Origin of the sequence: Microtetraspora niveoalba (assembly GCF_001570405.1) — a bacterium.
GTDB classification, from domain to species: Bacteria; Actinomycetota; Actinomycetes; order Streptosporangiales; family Streptosporangiaceae; genus Microtetraspora; species Microtetraspora niveoalba.
The window spans coordinates 1-22948 of sequence record NZ_BBYM01000061.1; the positions used below are offsets into that span (position 1 = coordinate 1).

8 protein-coding genes and 2 pseudogenes are annotated in these 22948 nt (G+C 71.3%); 3 read left to right on the top strand and 7 right to left on the bottom strand.

The genetic code is table 11. From position 1 onward, the window contains the following. Together AWQ70_RS41820 and AWQ70_RS36225 are read right to left on the bottom strand one after the other, a co-directional pair. A partial coding sequence (locus AWQ70_RS41820) for an SDR family NAD(P)-dependent oxidoreductase (RefSeq protein ID WP_157530872.1) occupies positions 1-9387 on the bottom strand: 9387 nt, incomplete at its 3' end. A 278-nt stretch (positions 9388-9665) separates the two neighbouring features. Continuing rightward, positions 9666-10904, bottom strand: a complete 1239-nt coding sequence (locus AWQ70_RS36225; protein WP_067186609.1) for a cytochrome P450 — start codon at positions 10902-10904, stop codon at positions 9666-9668. A gap of 283 nt (positions 10905-11187) precedes the next feature. On the opposite strand from AWQ70_RS36225, the gene AWQ70_RS36230 reads away from it, so the two are divergent. Together AWQ70_RS36230 and AWQ70_RS36235 are read left to right on the top strand one after the other, a co-directional pair. Next, positions 11188-12105, top strand: a complete 918-nt coding sequence (locus AWQ70_RS36230; protein WP_067186611.1) for an ABC transporter ATP-binding protein — start codon at positions 11188-11190, stop codon at positions 12103-12105. Between the two features lie 42 nt (positions 12106-12147). Continuing rightward, a complete protein-coding gene (locus AWQ70_RS36235; RefSeq protein WP_067186614.1) occupies positions 12148-12885 on the top strand; it encodes an ABC transporter permease in 738 nt (245 codons plus the stop codon). A 325-nt stretch (positions 12886-13210) separates the two neighbouring features. On the opposite strand, the gene AWQ70_RS36240 is transcribed toward AWQ70_RS36235, so the two are convergent. Further along, on the bottom strand, positions 13211-13495 hold the full coding sequence (locus AWQ70_RS36240) for a sigma factor-like helix-turn-helix DNA-binding protein (protein WP_067186617.1): 285 nt from the start codon (positions 13493-13495) through the stop codon (positions 13211-13213). Between the two features lie 418 nt (positions 13496-13913). On the opposite strand from AWQ70_RS36240, the gene AWQ70_RS36245 reads away from it, so the two are divergent. Continuing rightward, the gene (locus AWQ70_RS36245) at positions 13914-14309 is read left to right on the top strand and encodes an ACT domain-containing protein (protein ID WP_067186619.1); all 396 of its coding nucleotides are present in this window, start codon (positions 13914-13916) and stop codon (positions 14307-14309) included. A 20-nt stretch (positions 14310-14329) separates the two neighbouring features. On the opposite strand, the pseudogene AWQ70_RS42590 reads toward AWQ70_RS36245, so the two are convergent. The 4 genes and pseudogenes from AWQ70_RS42590 to AWQ70_RS42535 form a co-directional block, all read right to left on the bottom strand. After that, positions 14330-14662 (bottom strand): annotated as a pseudogene (locus tag AWQ70_RS42590) (transposase family protein); the annotation flags it as partial. A 213-nt stretch (positions 14663-14875) separates the two neighbouring features. Then, positions 14876-15118 carry a DUF2798 domain-containing protein gene (locus AWQ70_RS36255; RefSeq protein WP_067186626.1) on the bottom strand — a complete coding sequence of 81 codons (243 nt, stop codon included), beginning with the start codon at positions 15116-15118 and terminating at the stop codon, positions 14876-14878. A gap of 693 nt (positions 15119-15811) precedes the next feature. Then, complete coding sequence (locus AWQ70_RS36260) at positions 15812-22777, bottom strand: type I polyketide synthase (RefSeq protein WP_245647318.1); 6966 nt, start codon at positions 22775-22777, stop codon at positions 15812-15814. A 69-nt stretch (positions 22778-22846) separates the two neighbouring features. Further along, positions 22847-22936: pseudogene (locus AWQ70_RS42535) on the bottom strand (KR domain-containing protein); the annotation flags it as partial. Positions 22937-22948 lie beyond the last annotated feature (12 nt).

The following is a 22948-nucleotide window of genomic DNA, read 5'->3' on the forward strand; positions in this document are numbered from 1 at the left end:
CACCGCACCCGTCGACCAATCCACGTGCGGCGAGGGCTCATCCGCGTGCAGTGTGGCCGGCAGCACTTCGTGGCGCATCGCCTGCACCATCTTGATCACACCGGCCACACCCGCCGCAGCCTGCGTATGCCCGATGTTCGACTTGATCGACCCCAGCCACAGCGGCCGATCCTCCGGGCGCTCCTGCCCATACGTCGCCAGCAACGCCTGCGCCTCGATCGGATCACCCAACCGAGTGCCCGTGCCGTGCGCCTCCACCACATCCACATCAGCCGGAGACAACCGCGCGTTCGCCAACGCCTGACGGATCACCCGCTCCTGCGACGGACCGTTCGGAGCCGTCAACCCGTTCGACGCGCCGTCCTGGTTGACCGCACTGCCCCGCACCACCGCGAGCACCTGATGCCCGTTGCGCCGCGCGTCCGACAACCGCTCCACCAGCAGCAGGCCGACACCTTCGGCGAGGCTGAAGCCGTCCGCGTCGGCGCCGAACGCGCGGCAGCGGCCGTCGGCGGACAACGCCCGCAGACGGCTGAACTCGATGAAGAGCCCGGGGCTGGACATCACGGTGGCGCCACCGGCCAGCGCCAGGTCGCAATCGCCGTTGCGCAGCGCCTGGACGGCGAGGTGCAGCGCGACCAGCGACGAGGAACACGCGGTGTCCACCGTCACCGCCGGCCCTTCCAGCCCCAACGTGTACGCGATCCGCCCGGAGGCGACGCTGCCGGCGTTGCCGGCGACCCGGTAACCCTCGTAGCCCTCGACCGCGTGATCCATGCGCGGGCCGTACTCCTGGACCGCGACGCCGGTGAAGACGCCGGTCATGCTGTGGCGCAGCGACGTCGGGTCGATGCCCGCGCGCTCGACGACCTCCCACGCGGCCTCCAGCAGCAGCCGCTGCTGTGGGTCGGCGGCCGCGGCCTCGCGCGGTGAGATGCCGAAGAACGCGGCGTCGAACTGGTCCGCGTCATGCAGGAACCCGCCCTCGCGGGCGTACGACCTGCCTGTCTCGTCCGGGTCGGTGTGGAAGAGCCGGTCGAGATCCCAGCCGCGGTTGACGGGCAACGACGAGATCACGTCGCCCCGCTCGGCGACGACCCGCCACAACTCTTCGGGAGAGCCGATGCCGCCGGGGTAGCGGCAGGTCATCGCGATGATCGCGATCGGCTCGTCCGCACCCGCCGTCGCCGGTGCCCCGGCCGTGACGGCCGGAGCGGACGTCCCGGTCAGCAGCCGGGCGAGCAGATGCTCGGCGAGGGCGTCGAGCGTGGGGTGGTCGAACGCCACGGTGGTGGGCAGCCGCAGACCGGTCGCGGTGTTGAGCCGGTTGCGGAACTCCACCGCGATCAGGGAGTCGAAGCCGATCTCCTTGAACGCACGCCCCGGGTCGATGCCGGACGGGTCCGCGTGCCCCAGCGCACTCGCGGCGCACGCCCGGATCAGGTCCAGCAGCGTCCGGCGCCGGTCCGTTTCGGGCAGCGCGGCCAGCCGGTGCGCCAGGCCGCCGTCCGGGGCGGCGGAGGCCGCGGCCCGGCGCAGCGGAGTGCGGACGAGCCCACGCAACACGGCGGGCACCGCGTCGGCACCGGTCAGAGCACTGGCGCGCAGCCCGGTGAGGCTGATCCTCGCCGGTGCGACCAGGGGATGGCCGTCGGCCAGCGCCGCGTCGAAGAGCGCGAGCGCCTCCTGCGCGGACATCGGTGCCAGGCCACGGCGGACCAGGCGCGCCCGGTCGGCGTCGCCGAGCCGCCCGCCCATGCCGCCTTCCTGCGTCCAGAGCCCGGACAGCAGCGCCTGCGCGGGCAGCCCGAGCGCGTGCCGGTGCTGGGCGAGTGCGTCGAGGAAGGCGTTGGCCGCGCCGTAACTGCCCTGCCCGGCGGCGCCGACGGTGCTGGCCAGCGAGGAGAAGAGCACGAAGGCGGCCAGGTCGAGGCCGCTGGTGAGCCGGTGCAGGTTCCAGGCGGCGTCGGCCTTCGGCCGCAGCACCGCGTCCACCTGGTCCGGGGTGAGTGTCTGGATCGCGGCGTCGTCGACGACGCCCGCCGCGTGTACGACGGCCGTGAGAGGGTGCGCGCCGGGGACGGCGGCCAGGAGTGCGGCCAGCGCCTCGGGGTCGGCGATGTCACAGGCCGCGACCGTGACCTCCGCGCCGAGCCCGGCGAGCTCGGCAGTCAGTTCGGCCGTGCCCTCGGCCGCCGCGCCGCGCCGGCCGGCCAGCAGCAGATGCCGTACGCCGTGTGTCGTGACCAGGTGCCGGGCGAGCAGCCGCCCGATCGCGCCCGTGCCGCCGGTGATCAACACCGTCCCGTCCGGGTCGAGTCGCGCCGGTGCGGCCTGATCCGTGGCCTTGACCAGGCGGGGCACGTACGGCCGGCCGTCCCGGATCGCGAGCTGGGGCTCGTCGGACATCGCCAGCGCGGCGGGAAGGGCCGCGTCCGTGACGCCGTGGCCGTCGTGGTCGACCAGCACGATCCGGCCGGGATGCTCCGCCTGCGCGCTGCGGGCCAGGCCGAGCACGGTGGCGGCGGCCAGATCGCGCACGTCCTCGTGGGGGCCGACGGCGACGGCCGACCGGGTGAGCACGACCAGCCGGGTGGCGGCCAGCGCCTCCTCGGCCAGGAACGCCCGGATCAGCTCGAGTCCGGTGCGGGCGACCGCGTGCGCGCTCGTGGCGGGGTCGTCCGGGTCACCGGCCAGCGGGACGAGGACGGCCTCGGGCGCCGGGACACCGTCGGCGAGCGCGGCCACGAGGGCGCCCAGATCCGGGTAGTGCGGCGTGGACGGCGGGGCCGCGGCGCCGAGCACCGCCCAGGCGGCCGGCGCGGCCGGAGCGGACTCCGGCGGGGTGACCCAGTCGAGCCGGTAGAGCGGGTCGGCGCCGGAGGGCACGCCGCCCAGTCCCTCCGGGCCCACCGGCCGCAGCACGAGCGTGTCGATGTCGAGGACGGGGGCGCCCGCGGGGTCGGTCAGCGCGACGGAGACGGCGCCGTCCGGCCCGGAGGGAGCGATCCGCACGCGGACGCTGGTCGCGCCGGAGGCGTGCAGGCGGACGCCGCCGAAGGAGAACGCCATCCGCGGCTCGGCCGCGTCGCCCTCGATCGGCAACATCACGTGCAGGGCGGCGTCCAGCAGGGCCGGGTGGATGCCGAACCGTTCGGCGTCGGCCCTGCCGTCCTCGGGGAGGGCGACCTCGGCGAACAGTTCGCCGCCGCGCCGCCAGGCGGCCCGCAGCCCCTGGAAGGCCGGGCCGTAGGCGTATCCCCGCGCGGCCAGCCGGGTGTAGGCGTGCTCGACGGCGATCGGGACGGCTCCCGGAGGAGGCCAGGTGGTCGGCCCCGCGGCCGTCGCGGTCGTGGGCTCGGCGGTCAGGACGCCGGTGGCGTGCCGGGTCCACGGCCGTTCCCCGGCCGTCTCAGACCGGGGGCGCGAGTGGACGGTGACCGCGCGACGGCCGGTGTCGTCCGGCGGCAGGAGCATCACCTGCATCTGGACCGCGCCGTCCACCGGCATGATCAGCGGGCTCTGGAGGGTGAGCTCCTCCACGTACGGGTGCCCGCCGTACCGACCGGCGTGCGTCGCGAGGTCGATGAGCGCGGACCCGGGCAGGACGACGTCACCGAGGACGACGTGGTCGGCGAGCCAGGGGTGGGTGCCCAGAGAGAGCCGGCCGGTCAGGATCAGCGTGTCGTCGGCGGCGAGCGAGACGGTGGCGGCCACCAGCGGGTGGTCTCCGGCGTCGAGGCCGAGCTCGGAGACGTCGGTCGCGCCGGCCGCGGGGGCCAGCCAGAACCTCTCCCGCTGGAACGCGTACGTGGGCAGCGGCACCCGGCGGGCGGAAGCGGGGAACGAGCCCGCCCAGTCGACGGCGACGCCGTTCACGTACGCCTCGGCCAGCACCTTCAGGAACCGCGTGTGGTCGCCCTGGTCGCGGCGCAGGGTGCCGAGGGCGACGCCGCCGCGGTCGTCGGCGTCCAGTGTCTCCTGGACCCCGACGGTGAGCACGGGATGCGGGCTCGTCTCGATGAACGTCCGGTGCCCGGCGGACATCAACGCGCGTACGGTCTGCTCGAAGCGGACGGTCTGGCGCAGGTTGCGGAACCAGTAGTCGGCGTCCAGCTCGGTGGTCCGCAGGCGGTCGCCGGTGACCGTGGAGTAGAACGGGATGTCGCTCTCCGTCGGGACGATCCCGGCCAGGGCGGCGAGCAGGTCCTCCCGGAGCGGGTCGACGTCCGGCGAGTGCGAGGCGTAGTCCACGGGCACCCGCCGGGCGCGCACCCCCTCGGCCAGGCACTCGCCGACGAGCTCGTCGAGGGCGTCGGCCGCGCCGGCGACCACGGTGACGGACGGTCCGTTGTGCGCGGCGACGCTCACCCGGCCGCCCCACCGTGCGATGCGGGCGTTGACCCGCTCCGCGGGCAGCGGGATCGAGGCCATGCCGCCGCTGCCGGCGAGGGCGCGCAGGTGGCGGCTGCGCAGCGCGACGATCCGGGCCGCGTCCGCCAGGGACAGGGCGCCGGCGACATAGGCGGCGGCGATCTCGCCCTGCGAGTGGCCGACCACGGCCGCGGGCTCGACACCGGCGGCTCGCCACAACTTCGCCAGCGACACCATCACCGAGAAGAGCACCGGCTGCACCACGTCGACGCGGTCCAGGGCCGGCGCGTCGCCGGCGCCGTGCAGCACGTCGACGAGCGACCAGTCCACGTGCGGGGCGAGCGCGTCGGCGCACGCGTCGAGCTCGTCGCGGAAGACCTGGGAGGCGGCGTACAGCTCGACGGCCATGCCGGCCCATTGGGAGCCCTGGCCGGGGAAGACGAAGACCGGGCCGGCGGGTCCGCTCGCCGTGCCCTCGATCAGTCCCGGCGCGGACGCGGCGCCGGCCAGCGCCTCCAGGCCGGCGAGCAGCTCCTCGCGGCCGGCGGCGACCACCACGGCCCGATGGTCGAATTCGGCCCGCCCGGTGGCCAGGGAGAACCCGACGTCCGGCAGGCTCGGTGCGGCGCCGCCGACCACCTCGGCGAGGCGCGCGGCCTGGGCACGCAGGGCGGCGTCGCCGCGAGCGGAGACGACGTACGGCAGGGCACGATCGTCTTCGGACGCGCCGGAGAGCGGCGCCACCGGTTCCGCGACGCCTTCGACGATCAGATGGGCGTTGGTGCCGCTGATGCCGAACGAGGACACCGCCGCCCGGCGGGGGCGCTCGCGCTCCGGCCACGGCCGGGCCTCGGTCAACAGCCGCACCTCGCCCGCCGTCCAGTCCACCCGGCTGGACGGCGTGTCGGCGTGCAGCGTGCGCGGCAACACGCCGTGCCCCATCGCCAGCACCATCTTGATCACGCCTGCCACGCCGGCGGCGGCCTGGGTGTGACCGATGTTCGACTTCACCGATCCCAGCCACAACGGGTCGTCCGCGGGCCTGCCCTGCCCGTAGGTGGCCAGCAGAGCCTGCGCCTCGATCGGGTCCCCGAGCGCCGTTCCGGTGCCGTGCGCCTCCACGGCGTCCACGTCGGACGGCTCGAGGCCCGCGCTCGCGAGCGCCTGCCGGATCACCCGCTGCTGCGACGGGCCGTTCGGCGCGGACAGGCCGTTGGACGCGCCGTCCTGGTTGATCGCGCTGCCGCGGATCACGGCGAGCACCTGGTGGCCGAGCCGGTTGGCGTCCGAGAGCCGCTCCAGCAGCACCAGGCCGACACCCTCGCCCCAGCCGGTGCCGTCGGCGCCGTCGGCGAACGCCTTGCAGCGCCCGTCGGCCGACAGGCCCTGCTGCCTGCTGAACTCGGCGAACATGCCGGGTGTCGCCATCACCGTGGCGCCGCCGGCCAGCGCCATCTCGCACTCGCCGAGCCGCAGCGACTGGCAGGCCAGGTGCAGCGCCACCAGCGACGAGGAGCAGGCGGTGTCGACGGTGACCGCCGGGCCCTCCAGCCCGAGCACGTAGGCGATGCGCCCGGAGGCGACGCTCGCCGTGTTGCCGGTCAGCAGGTGACCTTCGAGGTCGGGTGGCGCCTCGTGCATGCGGGGGCCGTAGTCCTGCGCGGTCGCGCCGACGAACACGCCGGTACGGCTGCCGCGCAGCGTCCCGGGGTCGACGCCGAGCCGTTCGACGGTCTCCCACGCGGTCTCCAGCAGTAGCCGCTGCTGGGGGTCCATCGCCAGCGCCTCACGCGGCGAGATGCCGAAGAACGCGGCGTCGAAGCGGGTCGCATCGGTCAGGAAGGCGCCCGCGGGGATGAGCGTGCCGTTCGGGTTGCGGGCCTCGTCACGGTAGATGCCCGCGACGTCCCAGCCCCGGTCGCCGGGGAAGCCGGAGACGGCGTCGCCGCCGTCGGACAGCAGCCGCCACAACGCTTCCGGGGTGTCGATCCCGCCCGCGTACCGGCAGCCGATGGCCACGATCGCGATCGGCTCGTCGGTCGGCACGCCGGTCACGGTCGCGGCGGGCGGCACCGCGGCGGGCTCGCCGAGCAGAGCCTCGGCGAGGTGGTCGGCCAGGCGCTGCGGCGTCGGATAGTCGTAGATCAGCGACTCCGGGAGGCGCAGCCGGGTGATGCCGGCCAGCCGGTCGCGGAGTTCGACGGCGGTGAGCGAGTCGAAGCCGAGGTCTCGGAAGGTGCAGCGGACGTCGACGTCGCCGGGGGTCTCGTAGTCGAGGAGCGCGGCGACCTGCGCGCGGATCTGCTCGAGTACGGCCCGCCCGTCAGGCCGCCCTTCGGCCCGCCGGGCCGGGGGCTCCGTGTCGGGCTCACGGTGCGGCTCGTCGGTGGGCGTGGCCGGGCGGGCGGCGTCCAGCCAGTACCGCTCACGCTGGAAGGCGTAGGTCGGCAGGTCGACCGGCCGCGGGTCGTGGCCGGCGAACAGGGCGGTCCAGTCGAGCGGCGCGCCGGTCGTGTGGAGCCGGCCGACGGCGCGAAGCAGCGTCTCCGCCTCGTCGCGGTCGCGGCGCAGCACCGGTGCGAACATCCCGTCGTCGGCCGACTGCCGAGCCAGCCCGCACAACACACCGTCCGGCCCCAGCTCCACGAACCGGGACACACCCTGATCTGCCAGGCAGCTGACCCCGTCGGCGAAGCGGACCGCTTCGCGCACCTGCCGCAGCCAGTACGCCGGTGAGGTGAGCAGCCCGGGTTCGGCGATTGTCCCGGTCAGGTTCGACACGATCGGGATCCGCGGCTCGTCGAAGGTCAGCGTCTCCACGATGGCCGCGAACTCGGCGAGCATCGGCTCCATCAGCCGGGAATGGAACGCGTGCGACACCGTCAGCCGGCTCGTCTTACGGCCCTCCGCCGCCCATCGGGCCGCCAGCTCGTCGATCACCTCGGCGTCGCCGGAGACCACGACCGAGGCCGGGCCGTTGACCGCCGCGATGTCCACCAGGCCGCCGGCCATCTCCCGGACCTCGTCCTCCGAGGCCTGCACGGCGAGCATCGCGCCACCCGGCGGGAGCGCCTGCATCAGGCGGCCACGCGCCGCAACCAGAGCACACGCGTCTTCGAGCGAGAGCACTCCAGCGCAGTGCGCCGCGGCGATCTCACCGATCGAATGCCCCAGCAGGAAGTCCGGGACCACCTGGAGCGACTCCAGCAGCCGGAACGACGCCACCTCGACCGCGAACAAGGCCGCCTGGGCGTGGACGGTCTGATCCAGGTCGACACCGTCGGCCATCACGTCCCGGATCGGCCGGTCGAGCCGCAGGTCCAGCTCCGCGCAGACGGCGTCGAAGGCATCGGCGTACACCGGGAAGGACTCGTACAGGCCCCGCCCCATCCCGGCCCGCTGCGCCCCCTGGCCGGTGAACAGGAACGCCGTCCGGCCCTTGTCCACCTCGCCCGAGACCACACCGGCGGCGGGCTCATCCGAGGCCAGCGCGTCGAGCCGCCGGAGCATGTCCTCGCGGCTGCGCCCCACCACGGCGGCCCGCTGGTGCAAGGCCGCCCGGGTCGTCGCCAGGGAGAAGCCCACATCCGCCAGGTCGAGCTCCGGCGCCGCTTCGAGACGCGCGCGCAGCCGTGAGGCCTGGTCGCGCAGCGCGGCCTCGGTCCGGCCCGAGAGCGGCCAGAGCACCGCGGCGTCCGGCCGGGTGGTGCGCTCACGTGCCCGCCGAGCCGTGCCGGACCACTCGGAGAGGACCACGTGGCAGTTCGTGCCGCCCATGCTGAACGAGCTGACACCGGCGATCCGCGGGCCGTCGGGCCAGGACTCGAGTGCGGTCTGCACCCGCAGGCCGAGCTCGTCCAGCGGGATGCGCGGGTTGGGCCGCTCGAAGTTCAGGCTCGGCGGTAGCTGCCCTCTGGTGATCGCCAGCACGGTTTTCAGCAGGCCGGCCGCGCCGGCCGCGCCCTCGAGGTGGCCGATGTTGGTCTTGACGGAGCCGACCCTCAGCGCCGTGTCCGGGGTGCGTCCCGGGCCGAGGGCCGTGCCGAGCGCGGCCGCCTCGATGGGGTCGCCGACCGCGGTGCCCGTGCCGTGCAGTTCGACGTACCGGACGGTCTCCGGCGCGACACCGGCCTGGCGGCAGGCCGCCCGGATCACGTCGGCCTGCGCGTCGCGGTTCGGTGTCGTCAGGCTGGCGCCACCGCCGTCGTTGTTGACCGCGCTGCCCCGGATGACACAGTAGATCCGGTCTCCGTCGGCGACGGCCCGGGCCACGGTCTTGAGCGCGACCATCACGCCGCCCTCGCCGCGGACGTACCCGTTGGCGCGCTCGTCGAAGGTGTAGCAGCGGCCGTCCGGAGAGAGCGCGCCGAAGCGGGCAGCGCCGACGGTGCTCTCCGGGACGATGTTGAGGTGCACACCGCCGGCCAGCGCGAAAGTCGCCTCGCCACGGCGCAGGCTTTCGCCCGCCACGTGCACCGCCACCAGCGAGGACGCCTGCCCTGCGTCGACGATGAGGCTCGGCCCGCGAAGCCCGACCGCGTAGGAGATCCGGTTCGCGATGAGGCTGCGCTGCTGCCCGGCGAGCGTGTACCGGCCGATCGCCGGCACGCCGCCGCGCTGGGCGAGGGTGGCGTAGTCATTGGCCATCACGCCGACGAACACGCCGGCCCTGGTGCCGCGGAGGCGGTCCGGCACGATCCGCGCGTCCTCCAGCGCCTCCCAGCTCAGTTCGAGCATGAGCCGTTGCTGCGGATCCATCGCGGCGGCCTCGCGCGGCGAGATCCGGAAGAAGCGCGGGTCGAATCCGTCGATCCGGTCGAGGAACCCTCCGCGGCGCGGAACACCGTCGCCCGCCGCGCCGGGAAGACCACCGCGATCGGCGGGTATCTCGCCGACCATGTCGGCGCCGTCACTCAGCAGCCGCCAGAAGTCGTCGGGTGTGGCCGCCCCCGGCAGCCGGCAGGAAAGTCCTACAACCGCGATGGCATCGTCGTCGGCGTACATATCAGACATGAACCCCTCAACCACTCTCAACGCGCCGGGAATGGCCCTAGGAGGCCCGTGGGGCGAATTCTCAGAAGTGGTCACCCGACGAACCTGACGTTCGCAATCTTTTCCAACACAACGGCCGCCAGAAGGGCTTTTCAGCAGCGACGATAGGCAGGCGATCCGGGAGTGCCAACCCCTAAGCCGCGCTATCCCCTAACCATTCATGGACTATCGCGCCGCTATTCCCCCGAAAAGCAGTGAGCTCGGGAGCCGATGGGGCTCCCGAGCCGGGGAATTCCTGGTCAGCTCGCGGACAGCGGGAATTCGAGCATCCCGCGAATGATGAATGAGCCTCGCCGGCGCACCGGCCCCGCCTGTCGCAGCCGGGGCATCCGGGAGATCAGCACCTGGTAGGCGACCTCGGCCTCCATCTTGGCGAGCGAAGCGCCGAGGCAGTAGTGGATGCCCGCGGAGAAGGAGAGGGTGTCGGCGCCGCTGTTCCGGGTGATGTCGAAGCGGGCCGGATCGGTGAAGACCTCCGGGTCGCGGTTGGCCGCGGCGGCCACGATCGCCAATTCACCGTCGACGGGCAGGGACACGCCGGCCAGCTCGATCGGCTCGTGCGCGATGCGCCGGTAGGTCTGCACGGGCGGGTCGTAGCGCAGGGTCTCGGCGGCCACGCCCGCCGCCAGTTCCGGACGCTCCGCCACCATCCGCCACTGTTCCGGGTGCCGCAGCAGCGCGAGCACGCCGTTGCCGATCAGATTGACCGTCGTCTCGCTGCCCGCCAGCGGCAGGAACATGCAGAGCGGAACCAGCTCCGCCATGGTGAGTCTGCCCTCGTCGACCATCGGCAGCATCCGGCTGATCATGTCGTCCCGCGGGTCGACCCGGCGCTGCGCGATGATGCCGTTGAACAGCTCCGTCATGCCGGTGATGGCGGCTTCGACGCTCCGCACCTTCTCATAGGTGGCCACGCCGTCCAGCAGCGGGGTGATCTCCCGGCTGAGGACGTAGAACCGGCGCCGGCACTCCTCCGGGATGCCGACCAGGTCGGCGATCACCGCGATCGGCAGGTGCTGGGCGAAGGCGGTCATCAGGTTGAACCGGTCACCGGTGGCCAGGATGTCGTCGACGAGCCGGTGGCAGACCTTCTCGGCCCGCGTCCGCCAGCGCTCCGCCATCTTTCGGTTGAGCGTCGGCGTGGTCAGGCGGCGCAGCCGGGTGTGGTCGGGCGGATCGAGGCCGAGCATGGAGTTGTCGAACTCCATGAACTCCGGCGCTTTCTCGCCGTTCGCCTTTCGCACGCCGAATCGTCGGTCGCGCAGAACCTCGTTGGCGAGTTCGTGATTCGTCGTCACCCAGGTGCCGAGCGGGCTGCGATAGAGCAGGCCGCGGGCCCGGAGCTCCTCATAGTACGGATAGGGATCGTCGGGCGCGGTCAGGACTTTCGCATAAGGATCGCCCTGTCCGGCCAGCGTCCGGATGAGTTCGTGAAAGAAACGCATCTGCGTACGAAGTTGCCGCTCTTTCGACTCCATCGCCACGCGCTCCTTTACGCTCTGCGTGAGGCCGAGCCTAGGCATGGCCGGCCGGAGCGGATACCCCTAACCACGCACCCCGACGGATGGGTTTATAAGGGGTCAAGTCCGGGTATACCGCCAGGTCGCCGGCCCGACCCCCCTAAATCAACCCCTATCCGTCTCCGGTGCCGGACATAACCGGCTAAATATCACTTAGGTTCACTTCCGTGTGCGCCATATGCCAAGATCCATGTGACCTCTGATCGCCGGAGATTGCCCGAGCACCAAGGAGACGGACACCGTGTCAGTGATCGTCGTGTCGGACCTGCGCAAGCAGTACGACCAGAAGGTCGTCGTGGACGGCTTATCCTTCGCCGTCGAGGAAGGCGAGATCTTCGGCATCCTCGGGCCCAACGGTGCCGGCAAGACCACCACGGTGGAGTGCATCGCCGGGTTGCGCAAGCCGGACGGAGGGAGCATCTCGGTACACGGCCTCGACCCCCAGCGCGACGCCAAGAAGCTGCACCACATCCTCGGCATGCAGCTTCAGCAGAGCGAGATGCCCGACAAGCTGAAAGTCGCCGAAGCGCTGGAGCTCTACGCGTCCTTCTACGAGAACCCGGCCGACTGGCGCGAGCTGATGGCCGACGTGGGGCTGAAGGACAAGGCCGACAGCGCCTACAACAAGCTCTCCGGCGGCCAGAAGCAGCGGCTCTCCATCGCGCTCGCCCTGGTCGGCTCCCCCAAGGTCGCCATCCTGGACGAGCTGACCACCGGCCTGGACCCGGCCGCCCGGCGAGACACCTGGGAGCTGATCGAGCACGTCCGCGACCGCGGGATCACCGTCCTGCTGGTCACGCACTTCATGGAGGAGGCCGAGCGGCTCTGCGACCGGCTGGCCCTCATCGACGGCGGCAAGATCGTCGCCCTGGACACGCCCGCCGGCCTGGTGTCCCAAGTGGACACCGAGCAGAAGGTGCGCTTCCGGCCGGCCTCCGCGCTGGACGACACGCTGCTGACCGCGCTGCCGGAGGTGAGCTCCGTCGAACGGCACGGCCAGCAGGTGGTGGTCACCGGCACCGGCAACCTGGTGCACGCCGTCACCTCGGTCCTGGCCCAGCACCAGATCGTCGCGATGGACCTGCGGGCCGAACAGGCCAGCCTCGACGACGCCTTCATCGCCCTCACCGGTCGCCGGTTCGACCACTCCGCCCAGTGATCCGCCCCGGTCACCCCTCATCCGCCCAGTAAGGAGACGACAGTGCGGGCACTGAACCGACTCACTGCCGTGGAGTTCAAGCTCTTCCTGCGCGACCCCGCCTCGTACTTCTGGACGTTGATCTTCCCGGTCGCCCTCTTGGTGATCATCGGCAGCATCCCGTCGTCGCGGAAGTTCAGCCCGGAGTTCGGCCAGCGCGGCATCGACTACTACACGCCCGTCGTGCTGGTCATGTCCTTCGCGCTGCTCGCGTTCTACATCACCCCGGGCTACCTGGTCGGGTATCGGGAGAAGGGCATCCTGCGCCGGCTCTCGATCACGCCCGTCGGCCCGGCCCGGGTGCTGGTCGCCCAGCTCGTGGTGCAGATGACCACCGCCATTGTCACCACCGTGCTGGTTCTCGGCGGGGCCGCCCTGCTCTGGGACGTCAAGCTGCCGTCCAACGTCGCCGGTTTCCTGCTCGCGTTCGTGCTGTCCGTCGCGACGCTGCTGGCCATGGGACTCTTCCTGGCCGCTGTGCTGTCGTCCACCAAGGCCGCCACCGGCATGGCCAACGTGCTGTTCTTCCCGCTCATGTTCTTCGCCGGGCTCTACGTGCCCAAGGAGTTGATGCCGCCCGTGGTCGCCACGATCGGCGACTTCACTCCGGTGGGCGCCGCCACCCAGGCGTTCAGCGACGCGGCCGCGAACGGTTTCCCCTCCCTCACCTCTCTGGCGGTGCTGGCCGCGTACGGCGTGGTGTTCGGCGTCGCCGCCGCCCGCCTCTTCCGCTGGGAGTAGAACCGGGCGCACGACTTCCCGCGACGGCGGCTGCCTCCACAGGCAGCCGCCGTCGCGCTTTCGCGCCTCCCCGTGGACCGCCGCTTTCGCCCCTCCCCCGTGGACCGCCGCTTTCACGCCTCCCCGTGGACCGGTCGCACCAAGCGCGACCGGCCCATGCCGATGCGCCTCACCGATATCGGCCTGATCGGCGGCGATCCACCGGCCCGGACCGGCCCCGTCCGCCCTCGGCCGCGCCCGGCCTCGACCCACCCGATCTCCTTCGTGTCGTACGGCCTGCCGCGGAGACGCTCAACCGATCACACCAGCCCCTTGACCGGCAACTTCAGGATGGAACGATCTCACTGAGGGGAGGCGGCGGTGCGGCGCCGGCTCGCGCCCGGTGGGTGAGTTGGCGTACGGCGGCGGGAGAGCGGTCGAGGATGCGCGCGATCTCGGTGTGCGGGAAGCCGAACGCCTCGTACAGGATGAACGCCGCTCGCTCCAGGGGTGAGAGCGTCTCCAGCACCACCATCAGCCCGTAGGTGATGGCCTGGGCGCGGGTCACGTCCTCGACCGGGTCCTGGGCCAGGCCGGGAGGGGGTTCGGACAGCCAGGGGCCGGTCGCCATGCCGCACTCTAGTACGCCAGTGACACATTGGATCATGGCTGTCTGCGATCGCCGGCACGTACCCGGCCTGCCGCTTTTCGGCAGCGCACGCAGGCCCGGTCCTGGCCGTAGACCACATCACCGGTCACCCAGGGCGCGTCGATCCGGTATCCAACTCGACGGCGATCATGTGCGCGGCCAGGGCGGGTTCGGTGGCGAAGGAGATCTCGCCCGGCACGCTGGCGGATCGGCAGCGGGCTGGTCGGTCAGTCAGGAGTGCTCGGGCAGGTATAGACGGCGATCGATCAATGCTCCCCCGCAAGGGAGACCCGGTACACCGAGGTCGGCGTCCGATGCGTCCAAACCATTCACGACGGTCGTTGTGCACAGGCTCCCGGTCACGACCACGACGCGGCCGCGCTTCTGGTACATACGTTCTATGAACTCACCCGCTGCTCAGCGCCTGGGCGTCGTGCCGTCCGTATTCGCCGTCGAGCACCTGCCGCACGCGACGTTCCCCGAGGACGACGAGTGGATCGCGCTGGTTCGCGCTCCTGAGGGCCTCACCGTCGTCCGCGAGACCTGGCCGACGGGGTCCGGCGAGCGGTGGATCGGCCTGTACGGCGGGGCGACCGCGCACGGCCTGGACGTGCCCGGCATGCTGGCGGCGATCGTGGGGCCGCTGGCCGAGGCGGCGATCCCGGTTTTCGTCGCCTCGACGTTCCACGCCGATCTGGTGCTCGTGCCCGAGCCGAGGATCAAGGAGGCCATCGCCGTCCTCGAGGACGCGGGGCATCGGGTGGACACCACGCACCTGCGAGCGGCCGACATCTAGACGATCAATTCCGAATACGGTCAGTGATCATAGGCGGTCAGCGATCGGCTGACCGCCTGCCCGGTCTGGAAGTTATGCCAGATCGCCGCGGCCAGTGCCAGGACGCGCTGGGCGATGCGGGCGGCGACTCCCTCTCGGGTTCGACCGCCGTGTTGCTCCAGGTCAAGTTGACCTTTGAAGGTGTCGTTCACGGACTCGATGAGCTGTCGCACCTTCTTCAACATCGGCTGCCCAGGTCGTACGGTCTCGTTCTTGCGGGTGGGCCGCAGCAGCGTGATGCCTTGCGCGGACAGTAAGCGCTCGAACTCTCGGGACGCGAAGCCCTTGTCGGCGACCAGCAGCAGGCCCGGACGCTAATCATCGATCTTGACGTACAGTGCGATCATGAGGGTGTCCAGGTCGGTTTCCACAAAGCAGATCTTGGACACCCTCGCCCTGTCTGTGGGCCGGACCGTACGTCCTGATCAATTAGGAATTGATCGTCTCTAGGATATGCCTTCCAGGACGCGCTGACCGGGCAGCCCACCCGGGTCGAGCTCGACGTACAGGGAGGCGAGTCGCCCCTGTCATGCCTCTTCGATGCCAGGCCTGGGGGACCGAAGGATCGCACCGCTCAATGCCATCGATGCCGGCCAGGCGACCATCGTGACAGCGAAGGCGATGGGCCACGCGATGATGAACTGCTTGGGCCATCCGGCCAGCCACTCCATGGACGGCCCCGTGAAAATGAGGCCCATGATGCCCGACATCGTCGCAGCCATGATGAAGGTCATGATGACCTGAGTCAGGAAGATGCTTCTCTTGTTCATCGTCCGTTCCTTGTCCGGGACGACGACGCCGTCGATGCTCGCACTGGCGCCGCCGACCGCTACGTTGCGGGAATTGGGCTGCGCCTCGGGTTCGCACCGTCGGGTGCGACTGCATCTCACAGAGTGCGAGGGCTGGAATAACCACACCAGCCTGAATCTTTTAGGCCTGGCCAGGATAACGGACCCCGGCGGCTTGTGCGTGTCCAGGAACTGGCCGCCCAGGCCGATCACCTGCCTCACGTCACTTAACAGCTCACAGGAGCCTGACCATCCAGAACGCTTGAGAAGGCTCGATAACGAGGGTGCCGCTCCTGTCGGCCCGCCTCTTTGCAGACCTCGAGCGGTTGATCGCTGACCATTGGGTCCAGCCCCATCACCAGGCCACCACGGGCTTGCCCCTGAAGCGTGGACACCTTGACCACCGGATGATGGAGATCCGGCTGGGGTGCCGCTGGCGGAGGCCATGATGATCAGCGCCCGCCGGACCCGGATGGAGCCGTGTTTGCCTCGCCGTACCAGGCGTTGCAGCGTCTGGCGTCGATGTCGGTTAATCGCCGTGCTCGCACGGGCTCGGCCATGTATGCCTCCACTGTCGGTACCGATCACACCGGTATCGAAGTGGAGGCAAACATGATCAAAGTGGCGGAAGCCAGACGGTGTGTCGCGACCCGGCGAACCTAAGTGGTCACAGCACTAGCCTTCGAGCTCGCTGTCTATGAGCGCGAAGATGTCGTCCGCCGTCGCGGACTCCAGGTCGCTGTCGTCGTGTCCGTCGAGCAGTGCCCCTTCGGCGGCGCGCAGGCGGTCGATCATCAGCTCCAGCTTGGAGCGGACGGCCGCCCGTTCGCCCGCGGCCAGCCTGGTGAACTCGCCCTCCATCCGGGTCAGTCGGCTCATCAGCCGCTCGGCCGGTGTGGCCTCCGCGGGCAGGAGACTTTCCCGCAGATACCTGGCGAGGGCGGCCGGGGTCGGGTGGTCGAAGACCAGCGTGGGCGGCAGTTGCAGGCCGGTCTCGCTGTTCAGGCGGTTGCGCAGCTCGACCGAGGTCAACGAGTCGAACCCCAGGTCCTTGAACGGCCGATCGGCCGCGATCGCGTCCGGCGAGCCATGCCCGAGAACCGTCGCGGCGTGACCGGTGACAAGGTGCAGCAGGGCCGCGTCACGCTGGGCCTCGGCCATGGCCGCCAGCCGGTCGGCCAGCGAGGGGCCCTCGGGTCGCCGGCTGTCGACGGCTCGCCGCGCCGGTCCGCGAACGAGTGAACGTAGCAACGCGGGAACGGGGTGAGCGCCGGACCGCAGCGCGGCAAGGTCGATGGGGACCGGCATCAGGTGCGCCCGGGACAGGGTCCGCGCCCGGTCGAACAGGGCCAGAGCCTGCGGAGTGGGCAACGGTCTGCTGAGGTGGCGGACTCGAGCGAGTTCGACGTCTCCGAGGCGGCTGGTCATGCTGCTGGCCTGTTCCCACAGTCCCCACGCCAGCGACTGCGCCGGCAGCCCGCACGAACGCCGGTGGACGGCCAGCGCGTCCAAGAAGGCGTTCGCCGCCGCGTAATTGGCCTGCCCACCGGAACCGAACGTGGCCGACACCGACGAATACAACACGAACATCGCCAGGTCCAGGTCGGCGGTCAGCTCATGGAGATGAACGGCCCCGTCCACCTTCGGCCGCATCACCGCGCCGAGCCGCCGCGGATCCATGGCGCCGAACACGCCGTCATCCACGACGCCGGCGGCGTGGATGACACCCGTCAGCCGGTCCCTCACCCGTCCGATCACGGCGGCCAACGCCTCGCGGTCGGCCACGTCACAGGCCACCACCTCGCCGACCGCGCCCCACTCCGCCAGATCCGCCACCAGTTCGGCCGCGTCCGGGCCGTCCATCCCGGCGCGACTCAACAGCAGCAGGTGACGCACGCCGTGTTCCGTCACCAGATGCCGGGCCAGCAGACCCCCCAGCGTCCCGGTCCCGCCGGTGATCACGACCGTGCCGTCCGGGTCCAGCGGCGCCGGCATGGTCAACACGTTCTTGCCCGTGTGCTCGGCCTGGCCGACAGCGCGGAAGGCGTCGACCGCGTCGCGCACATCCCATGCGGTGACACGCGGCAACCGCACCGCGCCGGCGTCGAACAATGCCAGGACCTCGCGCAGGATCTCGCCCATCCGGGCGGGACCCGCCTCGAACAGGTCGAACGCCCGATCATCGGCGCCGCTCGGTCGCCGGATGTCGGTCTCGCCCGTCTCCACGAACCGGCCGCCGTCGGCCAGCAAACGCGACGACGCGTCGGTGAACTCGCCCTCCGGCGAGTTCACCACCAGGTCCACTCCGCGTCCGCCGGTCGCCTCCCGGACGCGGTCCTCGAACGTCAGGTCCCGCGACGACGCGATGTGCGCCTCGTCCAGGCCCAGCTTCCGAAGCTCGTCCCACGTGCCGGGGCTCGCGGTGCCGTACACCTCCAGCCCCAGATGGCGCGCGAGTTGCACGACGGCCATTCCGACCCCTGCGGCGGCCTCGTGCACCAACACCGACTCACCGGGGCGCGCGCCGGCGAGATCACGTAGACCGTAGTAGGCGGTCGCGAACGCCCACGGCACCGATGCCGCCTCCGTGAACGACCACCCTCGCGGAATCCTGGCGAGCAGCCGCCGATCGGTCACCGCGTACGATCCCACGCCATTTCCGGAGAATCCGAAGAATCCGAAGACCCGATCGCCCGCCGCCAGGTCGGCAACGCCGGCACCGACCTCCAGCACCACCCCGGCGGCCTCGGCCCCCATCGCGGCCGTACGCTCCGGATACATTCCCAGAGCGATCAGGACGTCCCGGCGGTTCAGCCCGGCCGCCCGCACCGCTACGCGGACCTGCCCCTCAGCCAGCGGCGCGTCGGAGTCCGGTGCGGCCACCAGCGCCAGCTCTTCCAGGGTGCCGCCCTCACCGATCACATCCAGGCGCCACGCATCCCCACCATCCGGACATTCCAGCCCGCGCCGCGACGATGCCCGCGCCAAGCGTGGCACCCACACGTCCCCACCGCGAACGGCGACCTGCGGCTCGTCACCATCGAGAACCGCCGGCCACGCCTCCCTCACATCGTCCGTATCGCCCAGGCCACGCGCGGGGTCCAGATCCACCAACAGGATGCGTCCCGGAAACTCCGTCTGGGCCGACCGCAGCAGACCCCACACGGCCGCGCCGGCCGGGTTCATCCCACCGCCCGCGACGGGTCCGATCGGCACCGCGCCACGCGTTACGACCACCAACCGAGAAGCGGAAAGCCGTTCCTCGGCCAGCCACTCCTGCACCATGCCCAGCACCCGGGCGAGCACCGTGTGCACCGCGTCGGCGTCGCCGGGCCACTCATCGACCACCGGCAACACCACCACCGGCGGCACGGTCGAGCCGTGATCCAAGGCCGCGATCACATCTGCGACATCGTCGAAGCGGCGCACGGCGCCATCGCCCGTACTGTGGCCGATGACCCCCCAATCCACTGTGACGGGCTCTACGGCGGCTGCTTCCGGCAGTGGCCCCCAATCCACCGCGAACAACGCGTCCGACCCGGCATCCCCCGCGGGCCGCAACGCCTCGGGCGACACCTCCCGCATGACCAGCGACTCCACCGAGGCCACCGGTGCGCCGGTGCCGTCGGCCAGCCGCAACGACACGCCCTTCTCGGCGCCCTCGACCATCACCCGCAACACCGACGCGCCCACGGCGTCCAGCCGCGCGCCCGTCCACGCGAACGGCAGACCCATGCCCGCCACCCGCACTTCGGCGGACAGCCCCACCGAATGCAGCGCCGAATCCAGCAACGCCGGATGCACACCGAATCCAGCCGCGTCGGCCGCCGCGTCCTCCGGCAACGCGACCTCGGCATACACCCGCTCGCCGTCACGCCACGCCGCCCGCAAACCGCGGAACACCGGCCCGAAGTGATATCCGCGCTCCTCCAGGGCTTCGTAGAACCCGTCCAACGCCACCGCCACCGCACCCTCCGGCGGCCAGACGGTCAAGTCGATCTCCTTCGGAGCGATCTCGGCGGTCAGCACACCGGCGGCATGGCAGGTCCACGGCGCATCGTCGGCGCCCTCGGGCCGTGCGTACACCTCGACCGCCCGGTCGCCCGCGGCATCGGCGGCCCCCACCGTGACCTGTATCTGCGCGGCGCCCTGCTCCGACAGCACCAACGGGGTCCGGAACACCAGTTCCCGCACCGCCGGGCAACCGATCTGCCCACCAGCGGCCCACGCCATCTCCACCAACGCTGTTCCCGGGACCAACACCCGCCCCAGGACCGCGTGATCCGCCAGCCACGGCTGGGTGGACAACGACAATCGGCCGGTCAGCACCACACCGCCGTCACCGGCCAACCCCACCGCCGCACTCAGCAACGGGTGTCCCACCGCGGTCTGGCCCACGGCGCCCACGTCGCCCACGGCGGCGGCAGGCTCCGGCCAGTACCGCTGCCGTTGGAACGCGTAGGTCGGCAGCTCCACCCGGCGCCCACCCGGCATGACGGACGTCCAGTCGACGTCGGCGCCGGCCGTCCACACCCGAGCCAGCGCGGTCAGCGTGGTTTCGGTGTCGTCGCGGTCGCGGCGCAGTAGCGGCGCGAACACCGCGTCGCCGGACTGCTGGGCCGGCGCTTCGTCGCGGTGCAGCACCGGCGTGAACACTCCGTCGAGCATTTGCTGGGCCAGCGCGCAGAGCACACCGTCCGGGCCCAGCTCCACGAACCGGGACACCCTCCGCTCGCCCAGACACCCGACTCCGTCGGCGAAGCGGACCGCCTCCCGCACCTGCCGCACCCAGTAGGCCGGAGAGGTGAACAGCCCAGGATCGGCGAGCGTTCCAGTGAGGTTCGACACGATCGGGATCCGCGGCTCGTCGAACGTCAGTGTCTCCAACACGGCCGCGAAGTCGGCCAGCATCGGCTCCATCAGCCGGGAATGGAACGCGTGCGAGACCGTCAACCGGCTCGTCTTACGGCCCTCCGCAGCCCACCGCGCCGCCAGCTCGTCGATCACCCCGGCGTCCCCGGAGACGACCACCGAGCTCGGGCCGTTGACCGCCGCGACGTCCACCAGGCCGCCGACCGCCTCGACCACCTCGGCCTCGGACGCCTGGACGGCCAGCATCGCCCCATCGGCGGGGAGCGCCTGCATCAGGCGGCCCCGCGCCGCAACCAGCGCACACGCGTCCGGCAGCGACAACACTCCGGCGCAGTGCGCCGCGGCGATCTCACCGATCGAATGGCCCAGCAGGAAGTCCGGGACCACCTGGAGCGACTCCAGCAACCGGAACGACGCCACCTCCACAGCGAACAATCCGGCCTGCGCCCACACGGTCTGATCGAGGCCGGCACCGTCGAACACGACATCCCGGACCGGTCGATCGAGCCGCAGGTCCAGCTCCGCGCACACCGCGTCGAACGCGTCCGCGAACACCGGGAAGGACTCGTACAACCCGCGGCCCATCCCGGCCCGCTGCGCCCCCTGACCGGTGAACAAGAACGCCGTCCGGCCCTCACCGGCCACACCCGAGACCACGCCTGCCGAAGGCTCACCCGCGGCCAAAGCCGCCAGGCCCGTACGCAACACGCTCTGATCCGCCCCCAGCACCACCGCACGGTGAGACAGAGCGGCTCTGGAGAACAGGGAGTGCCCGACATCGGCCGCCTCGAGCCGCGGCATGGTGTCCACGAAACCGGCCAGCCGATCCGCCTGCGCTCGCAGCCCGTCCGCGGTTTTGCCCGAAACCGGCCACAGCACCATGGCGAGGGTCTCCCCGGAGTCCCGCGCCGGCGCTTGCTCGACCTCCGCGACGACCGGCGCGGCCTCCACGATCACGTGCGCGTTCGTCCCGCTGACCCCGAACGAGGAGACACCGGCCCGACGCGGCCGGTCCACCTCCGGCCACGGCCGGGCCTCGGTCAGCAGTTCCACCGACCCGGCGGACCAGTCCACCTGCGGGGTGGGTTCGTCCACGTGCAGGGTCGCGGGCAGCACGCCGTGCCGCATCGCCTGCACCATCTTGATCACACCGGCCACACCCGCGGCCGCCTGCGTGTGCCCGATATTCGACTTGATCGACCCCAGCCACAACGGCCGATCCCGCTCCTGCCCATAGGTCGCCAGCAACGCCTGCGCCTCGATCGGATCGCCGAGCTTCGTGCCGGTGCCGTGCGCCTCCACGACATCCACCTCGGACGGGGACAGGCGGGCGTTGACCAGCGCCTGCCGGATCACCCGCTCCTGCGACGGCCCGTTCGGCGCGGTCAGGCCGTTGGACGCGCCGTCCTGGTTGACCGCGCTGCCCCGCACCACCGCCAAAATGTCGTGCCCGCGCCGCTGCGCCTCCGACAACCGCTCCAGCACCAGCACGCCGACACCCTCGCCCCAGCCGGTGCCGTCCGCCGCGGACGCGAACGCCTTGCACCGCCCATCCGAGGCCAATCCACCGGGAAGGGCGAAATCAGCGAACGCGCCAGCGGTAGACATCACGGCAACGCCGCCGGCCAGCGCCATGTCACATTCGCCGACGCGCAGGGCCTGCGCCGCCAGGTGCAGCGCCACCAGCGACGACGAACACGCGGTGTCCACCGTCACCGCAGGCCCCTCCAGCCCGAACGAATAGGCCACCCGGCCGGAGACGACGCTCATCGCCGTACCCGTCAGCAGATGTCCTTCGACGCCTTCCATCACCTGCCCATGTCCATAGCCCGACGACGAAGCGCCCGCGAACACCCCCGTCCGGCTGCCGCGCATGGACTGAGGATCGATACCGGCGGACTCGAACGCCTCCCAAGCCGACTCCAGCAGGAGGCGCTGCTGCGGATCCATCGCCAACGCCTCACGCGGCGAGATCCCGAACAGCCCCGCGTCGAACTCCGTCGCGTCGTAGACGAAACCGCCCACCGCGGCGTCCGCGCCCGGCACCCGGTCCGGCCAGCCCCGATCGACCGGAAACGGCGACAACGCGTCGACTCCCCCGGCGACCACATCCCACAGCTGCTCGGGATTGCGGACGTCACCGGGGAACCGGCAACTCATCCCGATGATCGCGATCGGCTCATCGAGACCCGCCGCCTCCGACACAGACGCAGGCGCGGCGAGCGCTGACGACACCGCCTCACCGAGACCGAGCTCACCCTCCAGGTAGGACACGAGCGCCACCGGCGTCGGGTGATCGAAGACCATGGTCGCGGGCAGCCGCAACCCCGTCTCCCGATTGAGCCGGTTACGCAACTCCACCGCGGTCAGCGACTCGAACCCCAGGTCCTTGAACGTCCGCGTGGCCTCGATGGCCTGAACATCCGGATGTTTGAGCACCGCGGCGACCTCGCCACGGACCAGGTCGAGCAGGATCTGCCGCCGCTGGGACACCGGCAACGGAGCCAGACGACCCGCCAGCGCCGAACCATCCTCCTCACCGAAGGCCACAACCGGCCGCTGCCGCGCCTCGGGCAGATCAGCCAGCAACGGACTCACCCGCGTAGCGGTGAACGTGTCAGTGAAACGCGGCCAATCGATATCCGCGACCGTCACACAGTCCTCACCCGCCTCCACCGCCTGCTCCAGAGCCCGGACCGCCAACTCCGGATCCATCGCGACCATGCCACGCTCACGCAGATAGTCACGGGCGCCCTCCTGCGAGGCCATACCCGCCTCACCCCACGCACCCCACGAAACCGAGGTCCCGGCAAGCCCTCGCGCACGCCGCTGAACGGCAAGCGCGTCCAGGAAAGCGTTCGCCGCACCATAAGCGGCCTGCCCGCCACTGCCCCACACCCCCGCACCCGAGGAGAACATCACGAACATCCCAAGATCGAT

Excerpts from the sequence above, each read along its gene's own strand:
- AWQ70_RS36245 (WP_067186619.1), top strand. The coding sequence starts at position 13,914 with ATGAACTCACCCGCTGCTCAGCGCCTGGGCGTCGTGCCGTCCGTATTC.
- AWQ70_RS36225 (WP_067186609.1), bottom strand. The coding sequence starts at position 10,904 with ATGGAGTCGAAAGAGCGGCAACTTCGTACGCAGATGCGTTTCTTTCAC.
- AWQ70_RS36240 (WP_067186617.1), bottom strand. The coding sequence starts at position 13,495 with ATGGCGACCGGCCCCTGGCTGTCCGAACCCCCTCCCGGCCTGGCCCAG.
- AWQ70_RS36260 (WP_245647318.1), bottom strand. The coding sequence starts at position 22,777 with ATGGCCTCGCAGGAGGGCGCCCGTGACTATCTGCGTGAGCGTGGCATG.
- AWQ70_RS36255 (WP_067186626.1), bottom strand. The coding sequence starts at position 15,118 with ATGAACAAGAGAAGCATCTTCCTGACTCAGGTCATCATGACCTTCATC.